The following is a 24,270-nucleotide window of genomic DNA, read 5'->3' as shown; positions in this document are numbered from 1 at the left end:
AGCCGGTCACCCGGAGGGCGCCGGCTCCCGCCGTGGCGTCAGTGGGCCGCCGACTCCCAGTCCGGGCCGACGCCGACCGAGACGTCGAGCGGGGCGCGGAGGGAGACCGCCCCCGCCATCTCACGGCGGACCAGCGTCTCGACCCGCTCGCGCTCGCCGGGGGCGAGCTCCACCACGATTTCGTCGTGGACCTGGAGGAGCATGCGGGAGGCGAGACCGGCTTCCCGCAGGGACCGGTCGACGTTCAGCATGGCGACCTTCACGATGTCCGCCGCCGTGCCCTGGATCGGGGCGTTCAGCGCCATCCGCTCGGCGGCCTCACGGCGCTGGCGGTTGTCGCTGTTCAGGTCCGGGAGGTACCGCCGGCGGCCGAGCATCGTCTCGGTGTAGCCGGTGGCGCGGGCCTCGTCGACGACCCGGCGCAGATAGTCGCGCACCCCGCCGAAGCGCTCGAAGTACGTGTCCATCAGCGCGCGCGCCTCGCCCGCCTCGATGTTCAGCTGCTGGGAGAGCCCGAACGCCGACAGGCCGTACGCCAGGCCGTAGGACATGGCCTTGATCTTGCGCCGCATCTCCGCGTCGACGGCGGACCGCTCGACGCCGAAGACCTGCGAGGCGACCGTGGTGTGCAGGTCCTCGCCCGAGGTGAACGCCTCGATCAGGCCCTCGTCCTCGGAGAGGTGGGCCATCACCCGCAGCTCGATCTGGCTGTAGTCGGCGGTCATCAGCGCCTCGAAGCCCTCGCCGACGACGAAGCCGTGGCGGATGGCCCGGCCCTCGTCGGTGCGGACCGGCACGTTCTGCAGGTTCGGCTCGGTGGAGGAGAGGCGACCGGTCGCGGCCACCGTCTGGCTGAACGTGGTGTGGATCCGGCCGTCGGCGGCGATGGTCTTGATCAGGCCCTCGACCGTGGACCGCAGGCGGGCCTGCTCGCGGTGGCGGAGCATGATCACCGGCAGCTCGTGCTCGGTCTGGCCGGCCAGCCAGGCCAGCGCGTCGGCGTCCGTGGTGTAGCCGGTCTTGGTCTTCTTCGTCTTCGGGAGGTTCAGCTCGCCGAAGAAGACCTCCTGGAGCTGCTTGGGCGAGCCGAGGTTGAACTCGTGCCCCACGGAGGCGTGCGCCTCCTTCACCGCCTGCTGCACCGCGCCGGCGAACTGCTGCTCCATCGCCTCCAGATGGGCGCGGTCGGCGGCGATGCCGTGCCGCTCCATCCGGGCGAGGAGCAGGGACGTGGGCAGTTCCACGTCGTGGAGCAGCTCGGTGGCGCCGACCTCGCCCAGCCTGCCGCCGAACGCCTCGCCGAGGTCGAGGACGGCGCGGGCCTGGGCCATCAGGGCGTCCGCCTCGGCGTGCTCGTCGGCGCCGAAGGCCAGCTGCCCGTCGGCGGCCGCGGGGGCCAGCTCGCGGTGGAGGTACTCGACGGAGAGCGCGTCCAGGGCGAAGGAGCGGCGGCCGGGCTTGACGAGATAGGCGGCGAGCGCGGTGTCCATCGTGATGCCCTCGATGTGCCAGCCGTGCTCGGGGAAGACCCGCAGCGCGTCCTTGGCGTTGTGCATCACCTTCGGGCGGGCGGCGTCGCCGAGCCAGGCCGTGAAGGCCCGCTCGTCGGCCTCGTCGAGCCGGGTGGTGTCGAACCAGGCCGCCGCGCCGTCGGCGGCCGCCAGGGCGACCTCGCTGACGTTCCCCACGCCCAGGGCCCAGGTGGCGACGGTGGCGACGCCGAGGGGCCGGCCGCCGTGCTCCTCCAGCCAGCCGGCCAGCTCGCCGGTGCCCAGGACCGTGCCGTCCAGCTCGACGCCGGCCGCGGGAGCCGGAGCCTCGTCCTCGGCCGCGCCGGGGTCGACCGCGAGGAGCCGCTCCCGGAGGCTGGGGTTGCGGATCTCCAGGACCTCCAGGAAGCCCTTGAGCGCGGTCCGGTCGTACGGCGCGCGCTCCAGCTCCGCGACGGTGCGGGGCAGCTCGACGTCCCGGACCAGCTCGGTGAGGTGGCGGTTGAGCTTGACCGACTCCAGGTGGTCGCGCAGGGCCTGGCCGACCTTGCCCTTGACCTCGTCGGCGCGCTCGACCAGCTCGGCGAAGGAACCGAACTGGTTGATCCACTTCGTGGCGGTCTTCTCGCCGACACCGGGGATGCCCGGGAGGTTGTCGGACGGGTCTCCGCGCAGCGCGGCGAAGTCGGGGTACTGCGAGGGGGTCAGGCCGTACTTCTCCTGGACCTTCTCCGGGGTGAAGCGGGTCAGCTCGGAGACGCCCTTGGTGGGGTACAGCACGGTCACGTGGTCGGTGACCAGCTGGAAGGAGTCGCGGTCGCCGGTGACGATCAGGACGTCGAACCCGGCCGCCTCGGCCTGGGTGGCGAGGGTGGCGATGACGTCGTCGGCCTCGAAGCCGTCCACCGCGAACCGCTCGGCGTTCATCGTGTCGAGCAGCTCGCCGATCAGCTCGACCTGCCCCTTGAACTCGTCCGGGGTCGTCGAGCGGTTCGCCTTGTACTCCGGGAAGTCGGCCGAGCGCCACGTCTTGCGGGAGACGTCGAACGCCACCGCGAAGTGCGTGGGCGCTTCGTCGCGCAGCGTGTTCGCCAGCATCGACGCGAAGCCGTAGATCGCGTTCGTCGTCTGTCCGCTCGCGGTCGTGAAGTTCTCCGCGGGCAGTGCGAAGAACGCCCGGTACGCCAGCGAGTGCCCGTCCATGAGGAGCAGGCGGGGACGGTTGTCTTGGGTCTTCTTCGATGCTGTCTCGGCCACGTACACGATCCTGCCACGGACCGCTGACAATCCCGCCCACGCCCGGTCCGGGCGGGCGGCCGCCGCCCGGTCCCGCCCACGCCCGGTCCACGTCCGGGAGGCCCGGAGCGCCCGTACCGGGAGGCTCTGTCGGTGGTCCGTGACAGGATCGGAGACGTACACCCAGGTTTCCGCTCAAGGGAGAGCGCGATGGTCAGCAAGCCGCCCGCAGGCGATCCGGTCCAGGACGCGCCGCAGGTCGCGCCGCCGCAGCACGCGGCCGCCGGGCTGCCGGCCGTGGCGCACACGCTCAGGGTGGCCCAGGCGCAGATGGGAGTGCGGCGCACGGCCCGGACCCTGCTCAAGGTCAACCAGAAGGACGGGTTCGACTGCCCGGGCTGCGCCTGGCCGGAGGGTGACCAGCGGCATGTGGCGGAGTTCTGCGAGAACGGCGCGAAGGCGGTCGCCGAGGAGGCGACGCTGCGCCGGGTGACGCCGGACTTCTTCGCCACGCATCCGCTGGCGGACCTGGCCGCCCGCAGCGGCTACTGGCTGGGGCAGCAGGGCCGGATCACCGAGCCGATGTATCTCCCCGAGGGCGCGGACCGGTACGAGGCGGTTTCCTGGGAGCGGGCCTTCGCGATCATCGCCGAGGAGCTGGGGGCGCTCTCCTCGCCCGACGAGGCGCTCTTCTACACCTCGGGCCGGACCAGCAACGAGGCCGCGTTCCTGCTGCAGCTCTTCGCCCGCGAGTTCGGTACGAACAATCTGCCGGACTGCTCCAACATGTGCCACGAGTCGTCCGGTTCGGCGCTGAACGAGACCATCGGGATCGGCAAGGGCAGCGTCTCCCTGGAGGATCTCCACCAGGCCGACCTGATCGTGGTCGCCGGGCAGAACCCGGGCACGAACCACCCCCGGATGCTCTCCGCCCTGGAGAAGGCGAAGGCGGCCGGCGCGAAAATCATCTCGGTGAATCCGCTGCCCGAGGCGGGCCTGGAGAAGTTCAAGAACCCGCAGACACCGGCAGGTCTCCTCAAGGGCGCCGCGCTCAACGACCTCTTCCTGCAGATCCGCATCGGCGGCGACCAGGCACTCTTCCGCCTCCTCAGCAAGCTGATCGTGGAGACGGAGGGCGCGGTCGACGAGGAGTTCGTACGGGAACACACCCACGGGTACAAGGAGTTCGCCGCGGCCGCCCGCGCGGCCGACTGGGACGAGACGCTGGCCGCGACGGGGCTGGGCCGGGACGAGATCGAGCGGGCCCTGGAGATGGTCCTCGCGTCGGAGCGGACCATCGTCTGCTGGGCGATGGGGCTCACCCAGCACAAGCACTCCGTGCCGACCATCCGCGAGGTGGTCAACCTCCTGCTGCTGCGCGGCGCGATCGGCCGGCCGGGCGCCGGGGTCTGCCCGGTCCGCGGCCACTCCAACGTGCAGGGCGACCGCACGATGGGCATCTTCGAGCGGCCGGCTCCCGCCTTCCTCGACGCCCTGGACAAGGAGTTCGGGATCGTCTCGCCGCGCCACCACGGCTTCGACGTGGTCCGCTCGATCCAGGCGCTCCGGGACGGCGAGGCGAAGGTCTTCTTCGCCATGGGCGGCAACTTCGTCGGCGCCACCCCCGACACGGAGGTCACCGAGGCGGCCATGCGCCGCGCCCGGCTGACCGTCCACGTCTCGACCAAGCTGAACCGCTCACACGCGGTGACCGGCCGGCGGGCGCTGATCCTGCCGACCCTCGGGCGCACCGACAAGGACGTGCAGCGCGGCGGCAAGCAGTTCGTGACGGTGGAGGACTCGATGAGCCTGGTGCACGCCTCGCGCGGCAACCTGCCGCCGGCGAGCCCCCATCTGCTCTCGGAGCCGGCGATCGTGGCCCGGATGGCGCGGGCGGTCCTCGGCGCGGCCTCGGCGACCCCGTGGGAGGAGTTCGAGCGGGACTACGCCACGATCCGTGACCGGATCGCGCGCGTGGTGCCCGGCTTCGAGGACTTCAACGCCCGGCTCGCGGAGAACCCCGGGGGCTTCGCGCTGCCGCACGCCCCGCGCGACGAGCGCCGCTTCCCCACGGCCACCGGCAAGGCCAACTTCACCGCCGCGCCCGTCGAGTACCCGAAGGTGCCGGAGGGCCGGCTGCTGCTGCAGACCCTGCGGTCGCACGACCAGTACAACACCACGATCTACGGCCTGGACGACCGCTACCGCGGGATCAAGGGCGGGCGCCGGGTCGTCCTGGTGCATCCGCTGGACGCGGCCGAGCTGGGCCTGGCCGACGGGGCCTACACGGATCTGGTCAGCGAGTGGACGGACGGCAGCGAGCGCCGGGCGCCCGGCTTCCGGGTGGTGCACTATCCGACGGCCCGCGGCTGCGCGGCCGCGTACTACCCCGAGACGAACGTCCTGGTGCCGCTGGAGTCCACCGCGGACGTCAGCAACACACCCGCGAGCAAGTCGGTCGTCGTGCGTCTGGAACAATCACCCACCGCCTAAGCGTTTGCTCAGGCAGCCGGGGCCGCCGCGTGGCGGCGCCGGTCGCACCACACTGACGACGTACGACGACGAACGGAGCCGGCCGATGGGCGAGCAGCAGCATGTGAAGTTCCCGCAGGAGGTCATCGACGAGTACGCCTCGCTCGGGGTCGACCTGCCGGCACTGTTCTCGGCCGGGCACCTCGGCAACCGGATGGGCGTACAGATCGTCGAGGCCTCGGCCGAGAAGGTCGTCGGGACGATGCCGGTCGAGGGCAACACCCAGCCGTACGGGCTGCTGCACGGCGGCGCCTCGGCGGTGCTGGCCGAGACGCTGGGCTCGATCGGCTCCATGCTGCACGGCGGGGTCTCCAAGATCGCGGTGGGCGTGGACCTGAACTGCACGCACCACCGAGGGGCCCGCAGCGGCCTGGTGACGGGCGTCGCCACCCCGGTCCACCGCGGGCGCTCCACGGCCACGTACGAGATCGTGATCACGGACGAGCAGGACAAGCGGGTCTGCACCGCGCGGCTGACCTGCCTGCTGCGCGAGGTCACCGCCAAGGACGCGGGCAACGTCCCGGAGACGGGAAAGAGCCCGTCGGCCTGACCCGGCCCCCGCGCGCCGGCGGCGCCCCGCGCACACCCCGCACGCACCCCCGCGCGCCCACCGGACCCCCCGCCTCCGCCCTCTCAACTTCCCTGTTACGCAAGCACGTTGTGCGCATGGCGAGCATCGCCTAGCGTGGCGCCCATGGCGCTCTCGCCGCACGCCCCGGCCAGGACCGCCCTCCGCGCGGTCCTGGCCTTCGGCGTTCTGGCCGCCGCACCGGCCTGCGCACGGGAGCCGGCACCCCCGAGCGCCCGCACGCCGGTGGACCTCTGCGTCGACCTCGTCGCGTACTGGGTCGAGGAGGCCCTCCGGGGCAGCGCCTGGGCAGGACTCGACTGGGAGCAGAAGGGGCTGTCCAACGAGCAGTTGGCGATCCACGACGACGTGCTGGCGCTCGCCCGCGCCCGGGAGCGCGCGGAGGGCCGCGAGGCCGCCCTCGACGCGGCCGACCGGGAGACCCGAAGACGGTGCGCGTCGGCGAACGGCGCGACCGGAGGTTCGCAGAACTGGCGACCGCCCCCGACGACGCGGGGCACACCCGAACCCGCTACCTCGTAACACTGCGTAACACTCGCGCAATGTCGCGGCCGCGCGTGGTGCTCAGCGTTCCGTCCGCTGGGATTTGAGGGCTTGTCCGCTATGCGGACACTCGCGCGCCCGGTCCGACAGGACCAAGATCCGCTCAAGCACCTTAACGGAACTGCGCGTTCTCACTATGTGAACACCCCATAGCTGACCGTTACGTCCCGTTTTGCCCCCCGCGTGCGCACCTCCTCTCCCCCTCGCGATAACAAGACAGTCACATCCTGACCTCGCCGCTCCCCACCTCCCCCACCTGCGCTTAGAGTCACCGCCAGTCACCGCGCCGCCGGGCGCCACACTGCACGGCCCTGCATACCCAGTCATCCCCGTACGGCCCGGCACTCAACAACGGCACCTCTTGCCACAGCTTCACGGCACCGCCTCAGTCGAGGGGGCCGCGCCAGGGAAAGGATTCATCGTGCGACACCGTTCCTTGCTCATCCTCACCACCGTGATCACCACGGGAGCACTGACCCTCACCGCCTGTGGCTCGCGCGACGACAAGGGCGGAAGCGACTCCAACGCCAAGGGCGGCACCACCGTCGTCATCGGCGTCGACGCACCCCTGACGGGCTCGCTCTCCGCGCTGGGCCAGGGCATCAAGAACTCCGTGGACCTGGCGGTGCAGACCGCCAACAAGAACAACGAGGTCCCGGGCGTCACCTTCAAGATCGAAGCCCTCGACGACCAGGCCGTCCCGGCCACCGGCAAGGCCAACGCCACGAAACTGGTCGGCATCAAGGACGTCCTCGGCGTCGTCGGCCCCCTGAACTCCGGCGTCTCGCAGTCCATGCAGGCGGACTTCGACAAGGCCAACCTGACCCAGGTCTCCCCGGCCAACACCAACCCGTCCCTCTCCCAGGGCGACAAGTGGGGCTCGGGCGAGTTCAAGCGCCCCTTCAAGACGTACTTCCGCACCGCCACCACGGACGTCGTCCAGGGCAAGTTCGCGGCCAACTACCTCTTCAAGGACGCCGGCAAGAAGAAGGTCTTCGTCGTCAACGACAAGCAGACCTACGGCGCCGGTCTCGCCGCGATCTTCTCCGACGAGTTCAAGCGCCTCGGCGGCACCGTCGCCGGCACCGACTCCGTCACCGTGAAGGAGACCGACTTCTCCTCCACCGCCAACAAGATCAAGGCCTCGGGCGCCGACTCCGTCTACTTCGGCGGCCAGTACCCCGAGGGCGGCCTCCTCTCCGACCAGGTCAAGAAGGCCGGCGCCAAGATCCCCACCATGGGCGGCGACGGCATCTACGACCCGCAGTTCATCAAGGCCTCCGGCGAAGCCAACGACGGTGACCTCGCGACCTCGGTCGGCTTCCCCGTCGAGAAGCTCCCGACCGCCAAGAAGTTCATCGCCGACTACAACGCGGCCGGCTACAAGGACCCGTACGCGGCCTACGGCGGCTACTCCTACGACGCCGCCTGGTCCATCATCCAGGCCGTCAAGGCCGTCGTCGCCGACAACGACGGCAAGCTGCCCGACGACGCCCGCGCCAAGGTCACCGAGGCCATGTCCAAGGTCTCCTTCGAAGGCGTGACCGGCAAGGTCTCCTTCGACCAGTACGGCGACACCACCAACAAGCAGCTCACCGTCTACCAGGTCAAGAACGGCGCCTGGGCCGACGTCAAGTCCGAGACCTTCAAGGACTGACCCACCGCACAGCCCCGCACACGCACCACCTGAACCAAGCCGCGCGAGGGCGCAAACAGCGCCCTCGCGCGGTGTCATATCCGACACGCTCATCGGAGGCCCTGCGGTGAACGAACTGCCGCAACAGCTGGCCGACGGCCTTGCCCTGGGGGCCCTTTACGGCCTCATCGCCATCGGATACACGATGGTCTACGGCATCGTCCAGCTCATCAACTTCGCCCACGGCGAGATCTTCATGATCGGGGGCTTCGGCGCCCTCACGGCCTACACGATCCTCCCCGAGGGCACCGCCCTCGTGATCGCGATACCCGTGATGCTCATAGGCGGCGCGGTGGTCTCCGTGGCCGTCGCCACCGCCGCCGAACGCTTCGCCTACCGGCCCCTGCGCGGCGCCCCCCGCCTCGCCCCGCTCATCACGGCGATCGGTCTGTCGATCGTGCTCCAGCAGCTCGTCTGGGGTTTCTACCCCAACGCCAAGAGCCCGGTCAGCTTCCCCGAATTCAAGGGAGGCAGCTTCGAGATCTTCAACAATCTCGCGATCTCCCGCGCCGACGCTTTCGTCCTCGTCGCCGCCCCCGCCTGCATGCTCGCCCTCGGCCTCTTCGTCTCGAAGAGCCGCAGCGGACGCGCCATGCAAGCCACGGCGCAGGACCCGGACACCGCGAAGCTGATGGGCATCAACACCGACCGCATCATCGTGATGGCCTTCGCCATCGGCGCGGCCTTCGCCGCCGTCGCCGCGGTCGCCGAAGGCCTCGACAAGGGCCAGATCCGCTTCGAGATGGGCTTCCTCCTGGGCCTCAAGGCCTTCACGGCCGCCGTCCTCGGAGGCATCGGCAACATCTACGGCGCCATGATCGGCGGCGTCGTCCTCGGCGTCGCGGAAACCCTCTCCATCGCCTACGTCGAGCACATCCCCGGGATGGCACAGTTCGGCGGCGGCGCCTGGAAGGACATCTGGGTCTTCTCCCTCCTCATCCTCGTGCTGCTCTTCAGACCACAAGGTCTGCTCGGACAGCGCGTCGCGGACAGGGCGTGATCGCGATGACGACCGACCTCACCAAGACCCCCGACGTCTCCGGCACCCCCGAGAAGACCGAGGCCCCCAAGGCCCCCGGCCTCCTCCACTGGATCGTCGCCGCCGGTGGCCTCGCCACCGTCGCCAGCACCTTCCTCGCCTGGACCTACACCACCGAATTCCCCGGCAACCTCACGGTCTCCGGCTACCCCGGCGGCCTCCAGGTCCTCACCCTCGTCGGCGGCCTGCTCCTCACGCTGTTCGCCCTCTCCGGACTCGGCATCAAGGGCCTGCGCTGGCTCACCCCCGCCGGCTCCACCAAGGCGCTGCAGTTCCTCGCCCTCGCGGCACTCGGCACCACCTGGTACACCGTGATCGCGATCGCCGTGCAGCTCGGCGGCCTCGCCCACTGGGAGCCCGGCGCCTACGTCGCCTTCGTCGCCGTCCTCATCCCGCTCGCGGCCTTCTCCCTCAAGGACGACTCCCGCAAGCCGGCGAAACCCCAGGAGATCCCCTCCTGGGCCGAAATCCTGATCATCGTCGTCGCGTTCGCCCTCGGCATGTACGCCGTCACCTACGGCATCTCCACCGAGTACCCCGAACTGTTCATCGGCTACCTGCTCCTCGCAGGCCTCGCCGCCGGCGCGTTCAACAAATCCGGCCTCATGGGCCGCCTCTCGGCGATCGCCTCGAAGAACAAGCAGATCGCCGCCGTCGCGGCCTTCGCCGCCGCGGCCGTCTTCCCCTTCACCCAGGCCACGGACACCTTCACCGTCATCGCGGTGCAGATCCTGATCTTCGCCACCGTCGCCCTCGGCCTCAACGTCGTCGTCGGCCTGGCAGGCCTGCTCGACCTCGGTTACGTCGCCTTCCTCGGCGTCGGCGCCTACACGGCCGCCCTCGTCTCCGGATCGACCGCCTCCGCGTTCGACATCCAGCTCCCGTTCTGGGTCGCCATGATCATCGGCGCCATCGCCTCGCTGATCTTCGGCGTCATCATCGGCGCCCCGACCCTCCGGCTCCACGGTGACTACCTCGCCATCGTGACGCTCGGCTTCGGTGAGATCTTCCGCATCACCGTCAACAACATGGACGGCGACAACGGACCGCAGATCACCAACGGCCCCAACGGCATCCCGAACATCCCGGCGCTGAACATCTTCGGCTACGACTTCGGCGAGACCCACACCATCCTCGGCGTGGAACTCGGCTCGTACGCCAACTACTACCTGCTGATGCTCCTCGTCATGGTCTTCGTCGTCCTGGTCTTCAGCCGGGCACAGGACTCCCGCATCGGCCGCGCCTGGGTCGCCATCCGCGAAGACGAGACCGCCGCCACCGCCATGGGCATCAACGGCTTCCGCGTCAAGCTCATCGCCTTCGCCCTCGGCGCCACCCTCGCCGGCGTCGCCGGCACGGTCCAGGCCCACTTCCAGGGCACCGTCCTCCCCGAGATGTACGTGTTCGCCGGCCCCGTCGCCCCGAACTCCGCGTTCCTCCTCGCGGCCGTCATCCTCGGCGGCATGGGCACCATCCGCGGCCCGCTCCTCGGCGCCGCACTGCTCTTCCTCATCCCCGAGAAGCTGGCCTTCCTCAAGGACTACCAGCTCCTCGCGTTCGGCCTCGCGCTCATCCTGCTGATGCGCTTCCGCCCCGAGGGCCTCATCCCCAACCGGCGCGCCCAGCTCGAATACCACGAGCACGAGGAGAGCGCCGACAAGCTCGACGTACCGGAACAGCGGCCCCCGGCCGACCCGATCGTCGGAACCTCGAAGGCGGGTGCGTGAACGCCATGACGACGACCACCACCACGGAGAACACGGCAGCGGCCTCCACCGCCGCCACGGTCCTCGACGCCAGCGGTGTCACCATGCGCTTCGGCGGACTCACCGCCGTCCGCAACGTCGACCTGACCGTCCGCGAAGGCGAGATCGTAGGTCTCATCGGCCCCAACGGCGCCGGCAAGACCACCTTCTTCAACTGCCTCACCGGCCTCTACGTCCCCACCGAGGGAACGGTCAGCTACAAGGGGACCGTGCTGCCGCCCAAGCCGCACCTGGTCACCAAAGCCGGCATCGCCCGCACCTTCCAGAACATCCGTCTCTTCTCCAACATGACGGTCCTGGAAAACGTCCTCGTCGGACGCCACACCCGCACCAAGGAAGGCCTCTGGTCCGCCCTCCTGCGCGGACCCGGCTTCAAGAAGGCCGAGACCGCATCCCGCGAACGGGCCATGGAACTCCTCGAGTTCATCGGCCTCCAGCACAAGGCCGAACACCTCGCCCGCAACCTCCCCTACGGCGAGCAGCGCAAGCTCGAAATCGCCCGCGCACTGGCCAGCGACCCCGGCCTGCTCCTGCTCGACGAGCCCACGGCGGGCATGAACCAGAACGAGACCCGCACCACCGAGGAACTCGTCTTCGCCATCCGCGACAAGGGCATCGCCGTCCTCGTCATCGAGCACGACATGAAGTTCATCTTCAACCTGTGCGACCGGGTGGCCGTCCTCGTCCAGGGCGAGAAGCTCGTCGAAGGCACCTCCGAGGTCGTCCAGGGCGACGAGCGCGTCGTCGCCGCGTACCTGGGCACGCCGTTCGAGGGCGCCCCCGGCGCGGACGAGGTCGCCGAAGTCGAGGCGGCCGAGGCCCACGCGGAGGCCGAGGCGGCGGACGCCCAGGCCACGGAGGCCGACGAGGCCCCCACGGCCCCGGAGGCCCCCGCCGCTCCGACGGCGCCCGAGACCCCGGAGACCCCGGAAGCCCCGGAGACTCCGGAGCCGCCGAAGGCCAAGGCCGCCGCCGACAAGGCCGCCCCCGAGGCACCCGCGACCAAGGACGCGGACAGCACCACCGAAGGAGACTCCAAGTGACCGCACTTCTCGAGGTCGAGGACCTCAGGGTCGCCTACGGCAAGATCGAGGCCGTCAAGGGCATCTCCTTCTCCGTCGAAGCAGGTCAGGTCGTCACCCTCATCGGCACCAACGGCGCCGGCAAGACCACCACCCTGCGCACCCTCTCCGGGCTGATCAAACCCGCCAGCGGCAAGATCACCTTCGACGGCCAGGTCCTCAACGGCATCCCGGCCCACAAGGTCGTCTCGCTCGGCATGGCCCACTCCCCCGAGGGCCGCCACATCTTCCCCAAGCTCACCATCGCCGAGAACCTCCAGCTCGGTGCCTTCCTCCGCAAGGACAAGGACGGCATCGAACGGGACGTCCAGCGCGCCTACGACCTCTTCCCCATCCTGGGCGAACGTCGCAAGCAGGCCGCCGGCACCCTCTCCGGCGGCGAGCAGCAGATGCTGGCCATGGGCCGGGCACTCATGTCCCAGCCCAAGCTGCTCATGCTGGACGAGCCCTCCATGGGCCTCTCCCCCATCATGATGCAGAAGATCATGGAGACCATCGCCACCCTCAAGGCCGAGGGCATGACGATCCTCCTCATCGAACAGAACGCGCAGGCCGCCCTCTCCCTGGCGGACTACGGCTACGTCCTGGAGGTCGGCTCGATCAAGCTCTCCGGCACCGGCCAGGACCTGCTCCACGACGACGAGGTCCGCAAGACCTACCTCGGCGAGGAGTAGCCGCCACCCCGCTCCACCCAAACGGAAGGCCCGCCCCACGACGATGTGGGGCGGGCCTTCTCGCGTACGTACGGTACGACTGCCTTACTGCTGGCCCTGCTGGCCCTTGGCCGCCTTCTTCTCCTCGGCGTCCTCGATGACCGCCTCCGCGACCTGCTGCATCGACATCCGGCGATCCATCGACGTCTTCTGGATCCACCGGAACGCCGCCGGCTCGGACAGCCCGTACTGCGTCTGCAGAATGCTCTTCGCCCGGTCCACCAGCTTCCGCGTCTCCAGCCGCTGGGAGAGGTCGGCGACCTCCTTCTCCAGCGCCCGCAGCTCGGCGAACCTGGACACGGCCATCTCGATCGCCGGCACCACGTCACTCTTGCTGAACGGCTTCACGAGGTACGCCATCGCCCCGGCGTCCCTCGCCCGCTCCACGAGGTCGCGCTGCGAGAAGGCCGTGAGCATGAGGACCGGGGCGATGGACTCGCCCGCGATCTTCTCGGCGGCCGAGATGCCGTCCAGGACGGGCATCTTCACGTCCAGGATCACCAGGTCGGGCCGGTGCTCCCGGGCCAGCTCGACGGCCCGGGCGCCGTCGCCGGCCTCGCCGACGACCGTGTAGCCCTCTTCTTCGAGCATCTCCTTGAGGTCGAGGCGGATGAGAGCCTCGTCCTCGGCGATGACGACACGGGTCGTCAGCGGCGGGACGTGCGACGCATCAGCATCGTCGGCGGCGGGCTGGGGCGACTCGGGGGCGGTCACGGGGGCTCCTCGTTCAAGGCCTCTTCCAAGGCGGATACAGCTGCCTCAGAGCCTACCTAGTGGGCCGGGGCGGCGCGCACACGGTATGCTGCACGCGGTCACCCTGCCGGGTTGGTGGAACGGTATACACGGAGGTCTCAAACACCTCTGCCCGAGAGGGCTTGCGGGTTCGAGTCCCGCACCCGGTACGAGTGTTGAAGCGGACGTTCACCTTCGCGTGAATGTCCGCTTTTTGCTGCGCGCATCCTGGGTTTGTCGCGGAGAGTAATCGCATGAACTTCCACGGCACACAAGTGCGACAGAAGGCGCTCACCTTGCTTCGAGGCGGGGCCAGGAACGCGGACGTGGCACGCGCGCTGAGTGTCCCTGCGGGCACGATCAGCTATTGGAAGCACATGGACCGCGCGAAACGCGGGGAGTGCCCAGGTAGGCACAGCACTGCATGCCCCCGCTGCGACGGTCGAGAACTGGACGAATCCGCGTACGCCTACTTGCTCGGTCTCTATCTCGGCGACGGGCACATCATCCAGAACCGCGCCATGCGGGTCCCCAGCCTCTCCGTCACGTGCGCAAACTCCTGGCCCGACCTCATCGACGCATGCGTGGAAGCCATGCAGGCCGTCCTCCCGGGGAACGCCGCCTCCAGGGTTCAGCGGCAAGGCTGCCAAGAGGTGAAGATCTACTCCCGTCACCTGTGGTGTCTCTTCCCCCAACACGGCCCCGGCAGAAAGCACGAGCGGCGCATCGTCCTCGAAGACTGGCAGCAGGCGATCGTCGACGCGCACCCCTGGGCGTTCATTCGGGGCCTCATCCACTCCGACGGTTGCCGGATCATGAACTGGACCACCCGGCTCGTCGGCGGTGAGCGCAAGCGGTATGAGTACCCGCGCTACTTCTTCACCAACAAGTCGGACGACATCCGCCGGCTGCTCGGCGACACCCTCACCGCGGTCGGGGTCGAGTGGACGACCACCGCCCGAGGTGTCGACCCGTACAACATCTCCGTCGCCCGCAAAGCCTCCGTCGCCCTCATGGATCTGCACGTCGGGCCCAAGTCCTGACCCGCTCCCCTCAGTTCGTCAGGGGGTCGCCGATGTGGTGGACGCGGACCAGGTTGGTGGAGCCGGCCATTCCGGGCGGGGAGCCCGCGGTGATGACGACGATGTCGCCCTTGCGGCAGCGGCCGATGCGCAGCAGTTCCTCGTCGACCTGGGCGACCATCGCGTCCGTGGAGTCGACGTGGGGGCCGAGGAAGGTCTCGACGCCCCAGGTGAGGTTGAGCTGGGAGCGGGTGGCCGGGTCGGGGGTGAAGGCCAGGAGGGGGATCGGGGAGCGGTAGCGGGAGAGGCGTTTGACCGTGTCGCCGGACTGGGTGAAGGCGACGAGGAATTTGGCGCCGAGGAAGTCGCCCATTTCGGCGGCGGCGCGGGCGACGGCGCCGCCCTGGGTGCGGGGTTTGTTGCGGTCGGTCAGTGGGGGCAGGCCCTTGGCGAGGACGTCCTCTTCGGCGGCTTCGACGATGCGGCTCATGGTCTTGACGGTTTCGACGGGGTATTTGCCGACGCTGGTCTCGCCGGAGAGCATGACGGCGTCGGTGCCGTCGATGACGGCGTTGGCGACGTCGCTGGCTTCGGCGCGGGTGGGTCGGGAGTTGTCGATCATCGAGTCGAGCATCTGGGTGGCGACGATGACGGGTTTGGCGTTGCGCTTGGCGAGTTTGACGGCGCGCTTTTGGACGATGGGGACTTGTTCCAGGGGCATTTCGACGCCGAGGTCGCCGCGGGCGACCATGATGCCGTCGAAGGCGGCGACGATGTCGTCGATGTTCTCGACGGCCTGGGGCTTTTCGATCTTGGCGATGACGGGGAGGCGGCGGCCTTCTTCGTCCATGATGCGGTGGACGTCGTCGATGTCGCGGCCGCTGCGGACGAAGGAGAGGGCGATGACGTCGGCGCCGGTGCGCAGGGCCCAGCGGAGGTCGTCGATGTCTTTTTCGGAGAGGGCGGGGACGGAGACGGCGACTCCGGGGAGGTTGAGGCCCTTGTGGTCGGAGACCATGCCGCCTTCGACGACGCGGGTGTGGACGCGGGGGCCGTCGACGGAGGTGACTTCGAGGGTGACGCGGCCGTCGTCGACGAGGATGCGTTCGCCGGTGGTGACGTCGGTGGCGAGTCCGTCGTAGGTGGTGCCGCAGAGGTGGCGGTCGCCTTCGGTGGGTTCGACGGTGATGGTGAAGTCGTCGCCGCGTTCAAGGAGTACGGGGCCTTCGCGGAAGCGGCCGAGGCGAATCTTCGGGCCTTGAAGGTCGGCGAGGACGCCGATGCTGCGGCCGGTTTCGTCGGAGGCTTTGCGGACGCGCTGGTAGCGCTCCTCGTGTTCGGCGTAGGTGCCGTGGCTGAGGTTGAGGCGGGCGACGTCCATTCCGGCTTCGACCAGTGCCTTGATCTGGTCGTATGAGTCGGTGGCGGGGCCCAGGGTGCAAACGATTTTCGCTCGGCGCATGGTGTGAGCCTAGGGCTTACCGATGGGTAGAGCAGGGGCGTGGCATGGCTGTTCAACAACCTTTGCATGAAAGGTTATTGACAAGTCTTGAATATGTGCGGGGGTGTGCTCCGATGAGCAGGTGTGGGGTGGGGGCGGGGGGTCAGAGGGTGGGCGGGTGCATGGTGAAGCGGGCGGTGACTTCGGCGGTGACGGTCTGTCGTCGGGGTTCGAGGTCGAGGGGTGTGGGTTCGTCGGTGGGTTCGTCGGCGGTCGCGGCGGCAAAGGCCATGCGGTTGCCGCGGAGGGTGGCGGGGGGCGGGAGGAGTCCGGTGTCGGAGAGTTCGAGGAGGGCGGCGAGGGTGGTGCCGAGGGCGGTGCTGTAGGCGCGGGCTCGTTGGACTGCGTCGTGTACGGCGAGTCGGCGGGCTTCCGCGTAGGCGGGGGAATCGGGGCGGAGGGCCCACCAGGGGCCGTCGATGCGGGTGGCCTCTTGGTCGGCGAGGCGGGTGGTCAGTTCGCCGAGGGCGGTGAAGTCGTTCAGTTCGGCGGTCAGGCGGACTCGGCCTTGGTAGGCGCGGATGCGGTCGCCTCGGCCGTGTCTGGCTGTTTCGGGGGCGATGGAGAAGGCGCCGGTCTCGAGCTTTTCGACGGCTTCGCCGTAGGACCGGGTGAGGTCGAGGATGTGGGCGTTGCGGTGGGTGAGTCGGTCGAGGGTGGTGGCGCGGTCGGTGTCCCGGGCGGTGAGGGTGATGTCGATGCGGGCGATCTCGGGTTCCACGTCGAGGTGGGCTTCGCCTCGGACGGATACGTGGGGTGCGGCGGTGGTGGGGGTGTCGGTTGTCATGGCGGGCTCCTGGGTCGGTGGGGGGTGTTGGGGGGGTGCGGTGTCGAACACTTTCCCACTCCGTGACCCGCAAAGCCTGTTGCGGGAGTGGCGTCTGGGCCAGAATCTACGCGCGTTGTGCGCCACTGGACCAAGGAGAGACACATGCCGTTGAATCGCCGGACCTTCCTGGAGAGCTCCGTCGTCGTCGGGGCGGGAGCCGCTGTGACCGCCGGGGTCGCCGTCCCCGCGGAGGCGCATGGGCGTCCGCCCAAGCCGGCGAAGCGGTACTCCTTCACGGTGATGGGGACGACCGATCTGCACGGGAACGTCTTCAACTGGGACTACTTCACGGACAGGGAGTTCGACGACAAGGCGCGCAATGACGTGGGCCTGGCGAAGATCTCGACGCTCGTGGAGCAGGTGCGGAGGGCGAAGGGGCGGCGGAACACGCTGCTCATCGATGCCGGGGACACGATCCAGGGGACGCAGCTTTCGTATTACTACGCCAAGGTGGACCCGATCACCGCGCGGCGTGGGCCGGTCCATCCGATGGCCCAGGCGATGAATGCGATCGGATACGACGCCGCCGCGTTGGGTAATCACGAGTTCAATTACGGCATTCCGGTGTTGCGGAAGTTCGAGGAGCAGTGTGATTTTCCGCTGCTCGGTGCGAATGCTTTGGATGCGAAGACGCTGCGGCCGGCGTTCCCGCCGTTCAGCATGCATCGGTTGCGGACGCCGCACGGGCGGGATGTGAGGGTGGCGGTGCTGGGTCTGACGAATCCGGGGATCGCGATCTGGGACAAGGCGAATGTCACGGGGAAGATGGTGTTCCCGGGGCTTGAGGAGCAGGCGGCGAAGTGGGTGCCGAGGCTGCGGTCGATGGGTGCGGATGTGGTGGTGGTGTCGGCGCACAGTGGTTCCAGTGGTACGTCCTCGTACGGTGATCAGCTTCCGTATGTGGAGAACGCGGCGGGTCTGGTGGCCGAGCAGGTGCCGGGGATCGACGCGATCCTCGTCGGGCACGCGCATACGGAGATTCCGGAGTACCGGGTGCGTAACAAGGAGTCGGGCCGGGATGTGGTGCTGTCCGAGCCTTTGAAGTGGGGGCAGCGGCTGACGTTGTTCGACTTCGACCTGGTCTGGAGCCGGGGCCGTTGGACGGTGGAGAAGGTCGCGGCGCAGGTCCTGAACTCCAACACGGTGGAGGAGGACCCGAAGATCACCGGGTTGCTGGTGGACGAGCACCGGAAGGTGGTGGCGTACGTCAATCAGGTCATCGGTACGTCCACGGCGGCGATGGCGACGGCCGACGCGCCGTGGAAGGACGAGCCGATCATCGACCTGATCAACCATGTGCAGGCGGAGACGGTGAGGGCGGCGCTCGCGGGCGGGGAGTTCGCCGGGCTGCCGGTGTTGTCGCAGGCGTCGTGCTTCTCCCGGACGGCGGCGATTCCGGCGGGTCAGGTCACGATCAAGGATGCGGCGGGGTTGTATCCGTTCGAGAACACGCTGGAGGCGCGGGTGTTGACGGGGGCGCAGGTGCGGGACTATCTGGAGTTCTCGGCGCGGTATTACGTGCAGACGCCGGCGGGGGTGCCGGTGGACTCGGCGAAGTTGACGAATGCGGGGGGCATTCCGGATTACAACTATGACGCGGTGTACGGGTTGTCGTATGAGATCGACATCGCCAAGCCGGCGGGTTCGCGGGTCGTGGGTCTGGCGTTCGAGGGGCGGCCGGTCGATCCGGCTGCGCGGTTCGTGTTGGCGGTGAACAATTATCGCGCGAGTGGGGGTGGGGCGTTTCCGCATGTGGCGGGGGCGCGGCAGGTGTGGGCGAATTCGGATGAGATTCGTAACACGATCATTCAGTGGGTGAAGGCGAAGGGGACGGTCGATCCGGGGGAGTTCGCCTCGGTGGGTTGGAGGCTGACGCGGGACGGGGTTGCCGTGTTCTAGGGCGTCTTCGGAATCACCTTGGGGGGGGATCGACCGTCCAGGTGGTTCATGTCAGTTGGGTGAGGGGCGTCAGCTTCTGGCTTTGGGCCGGGATGCGTGGCGCCTCTCGGCGTTCCAGGCCGAAGCTGGTGAAGGCGGTGCGGTGCGGCAGGGGGTAGGGCTCGGTGCCGGTGAGGGTGTTGAGGATGGTGGCGCTGCGCCAGGCGGCGAGGCCGAGGTCGGGGGCGCCGACGCCGTGGGTGTGGGTTTCGGCGTTCTGGACGTAGACGGAGCCGGTGACGGATGCGTCGAGGACGAGGCGATAGGTGTTGTCGATGCGGGCTCGGCCTGCGGAGTCGTGGCGGAGGTAGGGGTCGAGTCCGGCCAGCATGCGGTCGACGGGGCGTTCGCGGTAGCCGGTGGCGAGGACGACGGCGTCGGTGGTGAGGCGGGTGCGGGTGGCCTGCTGGGTGTGTTCCAGGTGGAGTTCCACTTTGGTGGTGGCGACTCGGCCGGCGGTGCGGACGCGGACGCCGGGGGTGAGGACGGCGTCGGGCCAGCCGCCGTGGAGGGTGCGGCGGTAGAGCTCGTCGTGGATGGCGGCGATGGTGTCGATGTCGATGCCTTTGTGGAGCTGCCATTGGCGGGGGACGAGGTCGTTGCGTACGGGTTCGGGCAGGCCGTGGAAGTAGCGGGTGTAGTCGGGGGTGAAGTGTTCCAGGCCGAGCTTGGAGTACTCCATCGGTGCGAAGGCTTCGGTGCGGGCGAGCCAGTGGATTTTTTCGGCGCCGGTGGGGCGGGCGCGGAGGAGGTCGAGGAAGATCTCGGCGCCGGATTGGCCGGAGCCGATGACGGTGACGTGGTCGGCGGCGAGGAGTTGCTGGCGGTGGTCGAGGTAGTGGGCGGAGTGGATGACGGGGACGCCGGGGGCGTCGGCGAGTGGTTTGAGGGGGTCGGGGATGTAGGGCTCGGTGCCGACGCCGAGGACGATGTGCCGGGCGTGGGCGCGGCCGAGGGCTTCGGCTTCGCCGTCGGGGTCGAGTTGGGTGAAGTCGATTTCGAAGAGGGAGCGTTCCGGGTTCCAGCGGACGGCGTCGACTTGGTGGCCGAAGTGGAGGTCGGGGAGGTGGGTGCTGACCCAGCGGCAGTAGGCGTCGTATTCGGCGCGCTGGATGTGGAATTTTTCGGCGAAGTAGAAGGGGAAGAGCCGTTCGCGGGTGCGGAGGTAGTTGAGGAAGGACCAGGGGCTTGCGGGGTCGGCGAGGGTGACGAGGTCGGCGAGGAAGGGGACTTGGAGGGTGGCGCCGTCGATGAGGAGGCCGGGGTGCCAGTGGAAGGCGGGGTTCTGGTCGAAGAAGGCGGTCTGGAGTCCGCCGGGGACGCCGTGGGCGAGTGCGGCGAGGGAGAGGTTGAAGGGGCCGATGCCGATGCCGACGAGATCGTGGGGGTGGTCGAGGTCGGTCTGTGGGGTGTTGCCGGTCATCGGTCGGTACTGCCTTCCACGAGGGTGATGAGGGTGTCGAGGTCGTCGGGGGTGGTGTGGGGGTTGAGGAGGGTGGCCTTGAGCCAGAGTCTGTCGTCGGCGCGGGCGCGGCCGAGGACGGCGCGGCCTTGGGTGAGGAGGGTGCGGCGGATCGCGGCGATGTGGCTGTCGGGGGCGTGCCGGGGGCGGAAGAGGACGGTGGTGAGGGTGGGGCGTTCGTAGAGTTCGAGGGCGGGGTTCTTGTCGACGAGGTCGGCGAGGTGTCGGGCGAGGGTGGCGCATCGGTCGACGAGGTCGCCGAGGCCGGTGCGGCCGAGGGCGCGGAGGGTGACGGCGATCTTGAGGACGTCGGGGCGGCGGGTGGTGCGGGGGGAGCGGCCGAGGAGGTCGGGCAGGCCGGCTTCGGTGTCGTCGTCGGCGTTGAGGTAGTCGGTGGTGTGGGCGAGGGGGGTGAGGTCGGCGGTGTCGCGGACGGCGAGGATGCCGGCGGCGGCGGGCAGCCAGCCGAGTTTGTGCAGGTCGAGGGTGACGGTGTGGGCGCGGTCGATGCCGGCGAGGAGGGGCCGGTGGGTGGCGCTGAGGAGGGCGGGGCCTCCGTAGGCGGCGTCGATGTGGAGGTCGGCGCCGTGGGTCCGGCAGAGGTCGGCGATCTCGGGGAGGGGGTCGATGCGGCCGGTGTCGGTGGTGCCGGCGGTGGCGGCGACCAGGAGGGGGCCGTGGAGGTGGGTGAGGGCCTCGTCCAGGGCGACGGGGTCGAGGGTGCCGGTGGGGCTGGGGATGGTGACGGGTTCGGGGAGGCCGAGGAGCCAGGCGGCGCGGTGGAAGGAGTGGTGGGCGGCTGCGGCGACGACGGTCTGGACGGCGCGGGCGGGGCCGTGGCGTTCGCGGGCGAGGAGGAGGGCGAGCTGGTTGGACTCGGTGCCGCCGGTGGTGACGAGGGCGTCGGGGTGGGGGGCGTGGGGGTAGACCTCGGCGGCGAGGCCTTGGGTGACGAGGTGTTCCAGGGCGGAGGCGGCGGGGGCCTGGTCCCAGGAGTCCATGGAAGGGTTGAGCGCGGAGGCGGCGAGGTCGGCGGCGGCGGCGAGCGCGAGGGGTGGGGTGTGGAGGTGGGCGGCGCAGTGGGGGTGGGCGGGGTCCGCGGCGCCTTCGGTGAGGGCGCGGGTGAGGGTGTGGAGCGCTTCGCGGGGGTCGGTGCCGGTGTCGGGGAGGGTTTCTCCGAGGGCTTCGCGGAGTCGTGCGGTGACCGCGGCGGGTCCTCCGGCGGGCAGTGGTCCGCCGCGGGCGGCGGCTCCTTCGCGCAGGGCGTCGAGGACGGTGTCGAGGAGGGGGCGCAGGGCGTCGGGGCCGGTCTCGCCTCCGGCCAGGGGCGGGATCGTCGGGGAGGGCGCGGCACGCATGGCACGAGCTTGCCGGGGGTTTCACGGATTTGTCCGGCGAGCCGTGGGACGCAACCCGAACGGGGGACGCGGGGTGCCGGGTGCTGGCCGCGGGGGGAGCGGGCTGGGCCGTCGGGGCCCGGGCCGCCGGGGGTGCGGGCGGCCCGGGGTGGGGTGTCAGGGGGTGCGGGCCCGCAGGGCGCGGGCGAGGTCGTCGAGTTGGTCGACGAGTTTGCGGTGGAGGGCGGGTGTCGGGTCCGCGGTCGTGAGGTGGGTGTGGCCGAGGGCGAGGGCGTCCGGGTCGATGGCGTAGGCCGGGAAGGCGTGGCGGCCGGCGGCCTCGGCGATGGCGGGGCCGCGGCGGGCGCCGAGGGCGGTGGCGGCGGGGTAGAAGCGGGGGACGTATTCCTGCAGCAGTTCGGCTTGTTCGGGCTGCCAGAAGCCTTGTGCGGTGGCGGCGAAGAGGTAGTTGGAGAGGTCGTCCGAGTCGAAGAGGCGGGACCAGGCGGCGGCCTTCGCTTCCGCGGTGGGCAGGGCGGCGCGGCAGCGGGCGGCGCCTTCCTGGCCGGTGGCGCTGGGGTCGCGCGCCAGTTCTTTGTCGAGGGTGGTCTCGTCGACGGCGCCGAGGACGGCGAGCCGGGCGAGGATCCGCCAGCGGAGCTCGGGGTCGGTCTCGGGGCCGCCGGGGACGGTGCCTTCCGTGAGCCAGGCGGCGATGGTGTCGGGCTGAGTGGCGCTGCTGATGAAGGTGCGGACGGCGGTGAGGCGCAGTCCGGGGGCGGAGCCGTCCTCGGTGCGGCGGATGAGGTCGCGGGCGAGGGACGTGAGGAGGGCGAGCGCGGCGGGGCGTTCGTCGGCGGGGACGTACCGGTCGGCGATCTGGTTCCGGGCGAAGGCGAGGACGCCCTGCACGATGGCGAGGTCGGTTTCCTCGGGGAGGTGGGCGTGGGCGGTGTGCAGGTAGTCGTCGGGGGCGAGTTCGCCGTCGCGGACCATGTCCCGGAGGGTGTTCCAGACGAGGGCGCGGGTGAGGGCGTCGGGGATGCCGGACAGGCCGCGCAGGGCGGTCTCCAGTGAGTCCGGGTCGAGGCGGATCTTGGCGTAGGTGAGGTCGCCGTCGTTGAGGACGACGAGCGCGGGGCGGGGGCCGGGGAGTTCGACGGGCTCGTCGGCGGGGGTGTCGGTGATGTCGAGTTCGAGGCGTTCGCGCAGGACGAGGCGTCGGCCGTCGATGAGGTCGCGGTCGTAGACGCCGACGGTGACGCGGTGGGGGCGGCTTCCTTCGCGGCGGATGGTGAGGGTGGTGCGGGTGTCCTCGCGGCCGAGTTCGGGGGTGAGGGTGTCGACGCCGGTGGTGCGCAGCCATCGTTCGGCCCAGCCGTGCACGTCGCGGTCGGTCGCGGTGGCGAGGTTGTCGATGAAGTCGGCGAGGGTGGCGTTGCCGAACTTGTGGCGTGCGAAGTGGACGTTGATGCCGGCGAGGAAGTCCTTCTCTCCCATCCAGGTGACGAGCTGGCGGAGGGCGGAGGCGCCCTTGGCATAGGAGATGCCGTCGAAGTTGAGGAGGGCGGAGGCGGTGTCGGGGACGGCGGCCGGGTCGGGGGCGACGGGGTGGGTGGAGGGCCGCTGGTCGGCGTCGTACCCCCAGGCCTTGCGGGAGACGGCGAAGTCGACCCAGGTGTCGGGGAAGCGGCGGGTGGCGTCGTTGATGGTCTGGTAGCCCATGTACTCGGCGAAGGACTCGTTGAGCCAGATGTCGTCCCACCAGCGCAGGGTGACGAGGTCGCCGAACCACATGTGGGCCATCTCGTGGGCGATGACCATGGCGCGGGTCTGGCGTTCGGTGTCGGTGACGGCGGAGCGGAAGACGAATTCGTCGGAGAAGGTGACGAGTCCGGGGTTCTCCATGGCGGAGGCGTTGAACTCGGGGACGAAGGCCTGGTCGTAGGAGTCGAAGGGGTACGGCTCCTCGAACATCGTGTGGAAGCGGTCGAAGCAGGCCTTGGTGACGTCGAGGATCTCGTCGGCGTCGGCGTCGAGGTGGGGGGCGAGGGAGCGGCGGCAGTGGATGCCGAAGGGCAGGCCGGCGTGTTCGGTGCGTACGGAGTGCCAGGGTCCGGCGGCGACGCAGACGAGGTAGGTGGAGAGGAGGGGGGTGGGGGCGGCGGTCCAGCGGCCGTCGGGCTGCCGCTCGGTGATGCCGTTGGAGAGGACGGTCCAGTCTTCGGGGGCGCGGACGGTCATCTCGAAGACGGCTTTGAGGTCGGGCTGGTCGAAGGCGGGGAAGACGCGCTGGACGTCCTCCATGAAGAGCTGGGTGTAGACGTACGTGGCGCCGTCGGTGGGGTCCGTGAAGCGGTGCATGCCCTCGCCGGTGCGGGAGTACCGCATCGCGGCCTCGATCCGGAGCTCGTGCTCGCCGGCGGTGAGGCCGGTGAGGGGGAGGCGGTTGCCGGTGAGTGCGGTGGGGTCGAGGGGGGTGCCGTCGAGCGTGGCGGAGTGCAGGGTCTCGGGCTTCAGCTCGACGAAGGTGTCCCCGGCGGTGCGGGTGGTGAACCGGATCACGGTCGCGGAGGCGAAGGTCTCGTCTCCGGTGGTGAGGTCGAGCTCGACCGCGTAGTGCTGGACGTCGAGGAGCTGGGCACGGGTCTGCGCTTCGTCGCGCGTCAGTACGGACATGGGCCCATGCTGCCTGATGGGCGCGGGCCCGGGGAGGGGGGTCCGGGTACCCGCGAGGGGGGCGGCGGGGGCCCGGGGGTGGCG

The 24,270-nt window shown here is 69.8% G+C and carries 17 protein-coding genes and 1 tRNA gene; 11 read left to right on the top strand and 7 right to left on the bottom strand.

All coding sequences use genetic code 11. The features are described from left to right. Nucleotides 1-38 precede the first annotated feature (38 nt). Nucleotides 39-2,693 carry a DNA polymerase I gene (gene polA, locus ACZ6RC_RS04915; protein WP_453615748.1) on the bottom strand — a complete coding sequence of 885 codons (2,655 nt, stop codon included), beginning with the start codon at nucleotides 2,691-2,693 and terminating at the stop codon, nucleotides 39-41. 243 nt (nucleotides 2,694-2,936) lie between these two features. Here polA and ACZ6RC_RS04910 point away from each other — a divergent pair, with 243 nt between their 5' ends. The 8 genes from ACZ6RC_RS04910 (at nucleotide 2,937) to ACZ6RC_RS04875 (ending at nucleotide 12,647) form a co-directional block, all read left to right on the top strand. Further along, nucleotides 2,937-5,219, top strand: coding sequence for an FdhF/YdeP family oxidoreductase (locus ACZ6RC_RS04910; protein WP_469579300.1), 2,283 nt, complete (start codon nucleotides 2,937-2,939; stop codon nucleotides 5,217-5,219). An 85-nt stretch (nucleotides 5,220-5,304) separates the two neighbouring features. Beyond that, nucleotides 5,305-5,808, top strand: a complete 504-nt coding sequence (locus ACZ6RC_RS04905; protein WP_469579298.1) for a PaaI family thioesterase — start codon at nucleotides 5,305-5,307, stop codon at nucleotides 5,806-5,808. Between the two features lie 144 nt (nucleotides 5,809-5,952). Next, nucleotides 5,953-6,369: a hypothetical protein gene (locus ACZ6RC_RS04900; RefSeq protein WP_469579296.1), complete on the top strand. Its 417-nt coding sequence runs from the start codon at nucleotides 5,953-5,955 to the stop codon at nucleotides 6,367-6,369. Nucleotides 6,370-6,811: 442 nt separating this feature from the next. Next, nucleotides 6,812-8,047, top strand: a complete 1,236-nt coding sequence (locus ACZ6RC_RS04895) for a branched-chain amino acid ABC transporter substrate-binding protein (RefSeq protein ID WP_391140645.1) — start codon at nucleotides 6,812-6,814, stop codon at nucleotides 8,045-8,047. 106 nt (nucleotides 8,048-8,153) lie between these two features. Continuing rightward, complete coding sequence (locus tag ACZ6RC_RS04890; protein ID WP_391140646.1) at nucleotides 8,154-9,086, top strand: branched-chain amino acid ABC transporter permease; 933 nt, start codon at nucleotides 8,154-8,156, stop codon at nucleotides 9,084-9,086. Nucleotides 9,087-9,091: 5 nt separating this feature from the next. Continuing rightward, on the top strand, nucleotides 9,092-10,852 hold the full coding sequence (locus ACZ6RC_RS04885) for a branched-chain amino acid ABC transporter permease (protein ID WP_469579293.1): 1,761 nt from the start codon (nucleotides 9,092-9,094) through the stop codon (nucleotides 10,850-10,852). Nucleotides 10,853-10,857: 5 nt separating this feature from the next. Further along, nucleotides 10,858-11,934: an ABC transporter ATP-binding protein gene (locus ACZ6RC_RS04880; protein ID WP_469579452.1), complete on the top strand. Its 1,077-nt coding sequence runs from the start codon at nucleotides 10,858-10,860 to the stop codon at nucleotides 11,932-11,934. Then, complete coding sequence (locus ACZ6RC_RS04875) at nucleotides 11,931-12,647, top strand: ABC transporter ATP-binding protein (protein ID WP_391140648.1); 717 nt, start codon at nucleotides 11,931-11,933, stop codon at nucleotides 12,645-12,647. The genes ACZ6RC_RS04880 and ACZ6RC_RS04875 overlap by 4 nt, the downstream gene beginning before the upstream one ends. A gap of 84 nt (nucleotides 12,648-12,731) precedes the next feature. Here ACZ6RC_RS04875 and ACZ6RC_RS04870 read toward each other — a convergent pair whose 3' ends face one another. After that, the gene (locus tag ACZ6RC_RS04870) at nucleotides 12,732-13,400 is read right to left on the bottom strand and encodes an ANTAR domain-containing response regulator (RefSeq protein ID WP_391140649.1); all 669 of its coding nucleotides are present in this window, start codon (nucleotides 13,398-13,400) and stop codon (nucleotides 12,732-12,734) included. A gap of 105 nt (nucleotides 13,401-13,505) precedes the next feature. On the opposite strand from ACZ6RC_RS04870, the gene ACZ6RC_RS04865 reads away from it, so the two are divergent. Continuing rightward, nucleotides 13,506-13,588: transfer RNA gene (locus tag ACZ6RC_RS04865), tRNA-Leu, on the top strand. Between the two features lie 84 nt (nucleotides 13,589-13,672). Further along, nucleotides 13,673-14,461 (top strand): helix-turn-helix domain-containing protein, encoded by a 789-nt coding sequence (locus ACZ6RC_RS04860; protein WP_469579290.1) that lies wholly within the window; start codon nucleotides 13,673-13,675, stop codon nucleotides 14,459-14,461. A 10-nt stretch (nucleotides 14,462-14,471) separates the two neighbouring features. Here ACZ6RC_RS04860 and pyk read toward each other — a convergent pair whose 3' ends face one another. Both pyk and ACZ6RC_RS04850 read right to left on the bottom strand, forming a co-directional pair. Further along, on the bottom strand, nucleotides 14,472-15,902 hold the full coding sequence (gene pyk, locus ACZ6RC_RS04855) for a pyruvate kinase (protein ID WP_391140650.1): 1,431 nt from the start codon (nucleotides 15,900-15,902) through the stop codon (nucleotides 14,472-14,474). A gap of 142 nt (nucleotides 15,903-16,044) precedes the next feature. After that, nucleotides 16,045-16,728 carry an SIMPL domain-containing protein gene (locus ACZ6RC_RS04850; RefSeq protein WP_469579288.1) on the bottom strand — a complete coding sequence of 228 codons (684 nt, stop codon included), beginning with the start codon at nucleotides 16,726-16,728 and terminating at the stop codon, nucleotides 16,045-16,047. Between the two features lie 144 nt (nucleotides 16,729-16,872). On the opposite strand from ACZ6RC_RS04850, the gene ACZ6RC_RS04845 reads away from it, so the two are divergent. Next, nucleotides 16,873-18,669: a bifunctional metallophosphatase/5'-nucleotidase gene (locus ACZ6RC_RS04845; RefSeq protein WP_469579286.1), complete on the top strand. Its 1,797-nt coding sequence runs from the start codon at nucleotides 16,873-16,875 to the stop codon at nucleotides 18,667-18,669. Between the two features lie 46 nt (nucleotides 18,670-18,715). Here the strand turns inward: ACZ6RC_RS04845 and ACZ6RC_RS04840 are convergent, their stop codons facing one another. The 3 genes from ACZ6RC_RS04840 to pepN form a co-directional block, all read right to left on the bottom strand. Beyond that, nucleotides 18,716-20,131: a lysine N(6)-hydroxylase/L-ornithine N(5)-oxygenase family protein gene (locus ACZ6RC_RS04840; protein ID WP_469579284.1), complete on the bottom strand. Its 1,416-nt coding sequence runs from the start codon at nucleotides 20,129-20,131 to the stop codon at nucleotides 18,716-18,718. Further along, on the bottom strand, nucleotides 20,128-21,528 hold the full coding sequence (locus ACZ6RC_RS04835; protein ID WP_469579282.1) for a pyridoxal phosphate-dependent decarboxylase family protein: 1,401 nt from the start codon (nucleotides 21,526-21,528) through the stop codon (nucleotides 20,128-20,130). The genes ACZ6RC_RS04840 and ACZ6RC_RS04835 overlap by 4 nt, the downstream gene beginning before the upstream one ends. A 156-nt stretch (nucleotides 21,529-21,684) precedes the next feature. Then, on the bottom strand, nucleotides 21,685-24,186 hold the full coding sequence (pepN, locus tag ACZ6RC_RS04830) for an aminopeptidase N (protein ID WP_469579280.1): 2,502 nt from the start codon (nucleotides 24,184-24,186) through the stop codon (nucleotides 21,685-21,687). Nucleotides 24,187-24,270 lie beyond the last annotated feature (84 nt).

Source organism: Streptomyces sp. NPDC048353, from assembly GCF_055587165.1.
The sequence above is the reverse complement of the archived record's forward strand: the minus strand, read 5'-3'. Positions and strand labels throughout refer to the sequence as shown.

What these genes read in the sequence shown, in the direction of transcription:
- ACZ6RC_RS04880 (WP_469579452.1), top strand. Translation starts at nt 10,858, where the DNA reads ATGACGACGACCACCACCACGGAGAACACGGCAGCGGCCTCCACCGCC.
- ACZ6RC_RS04845 (WP_469579286.1), top strand. Translation starts at nt 16,873, where the DNA reads ATGCCGTTGAATCGCCGGACCTTCCTGGAGAGCTCCGTCGTCGTCGGG.
- ACZ6RC_RS04835 (WP_469579282.1), bottom strand. Translation starts at nt 21,528, where the DNA reads ATGCGTGCCGCGCCCTCCCCGACGATCCCGCCCCTGGCCGGAGGCGAG.
- ACZ6RC_RS04885 (WP_469579293.1), top strand. Translation starts at nt 9,092, where the DNA reads ATGACGACCGACCTCACCAAGACCCCCGACGTCTCCGGCACCCCCGAG.
- ACZ6RC_RS04910 (WP_469579300.1), top strand. Translation starts at nt 2,937, where the DNA reads ATGGTCAGCAAGCCGCCCGCAGGCGATCCGGTCCAGGACGCGCCGCAG.
- ACZ6RC_RS04900 (WP_469579296.1), top strand. Translation starts at nt 5,953, where the DNA reads ATGGCGCTCTCGCCGCACGCCCCGGCCAGGACCGCCCTCCGCGCGGTC.
- ACZ6RC_RS04860 (WP_469579290.1), top strand. Translation starts at nt 13,673, where the DNA reads ATGAACTTCCACGGCACACAAGTGCGACAGAAGGCGCTCACCTTGCTT.
- pyk (WP_391140650.1), bottom strand. Translation starts at nt 15,902, where the DNA reads ATGCGCCGAGCGAAAATCGTTTGCACCCTGGGCCCCGCCACCGACTCA.
- pepN (WP_469579280.1), bottom strand. Translation starts at nt 24,186, where the DNA reads ATGTCCGTACTGACGCGCGACGAAGCGCAGACCCGTGCCCAGCTCCTC.
- ACZ6RC_RS04850 (WP_469579288.1), bottom strand. Translation starts at nt 16,728, where the DNA reads ATGACAACCGACACCCCCACCACCGCCGCACCCCACGTATCCGTCCGA.
- ACZ6RC_RS04905 (WP_469579298.1), top strand. Translation starts at nt 5,305, where the DNA reads ATGGGCGAGCAGCAGCATGTGAAGTTCCCGCAGGAGGTCATCGACGAG.
- ACZ6RC_RS04840 (WP_469579284.1), bottom strand. Translation starts at nt 20,131, where the DNA reads ATGACCGGCAACACCCCACAGACCGACCTCGACCACCCCCACGATCTC.
- polA (WP_453615748.1), bottom strand. Translation starts at nt 2,693, where the DNA reads ATGGACGGGCACTCGCTGGCGTACCGGGCGTTCTTCGCACTGCCCGCG.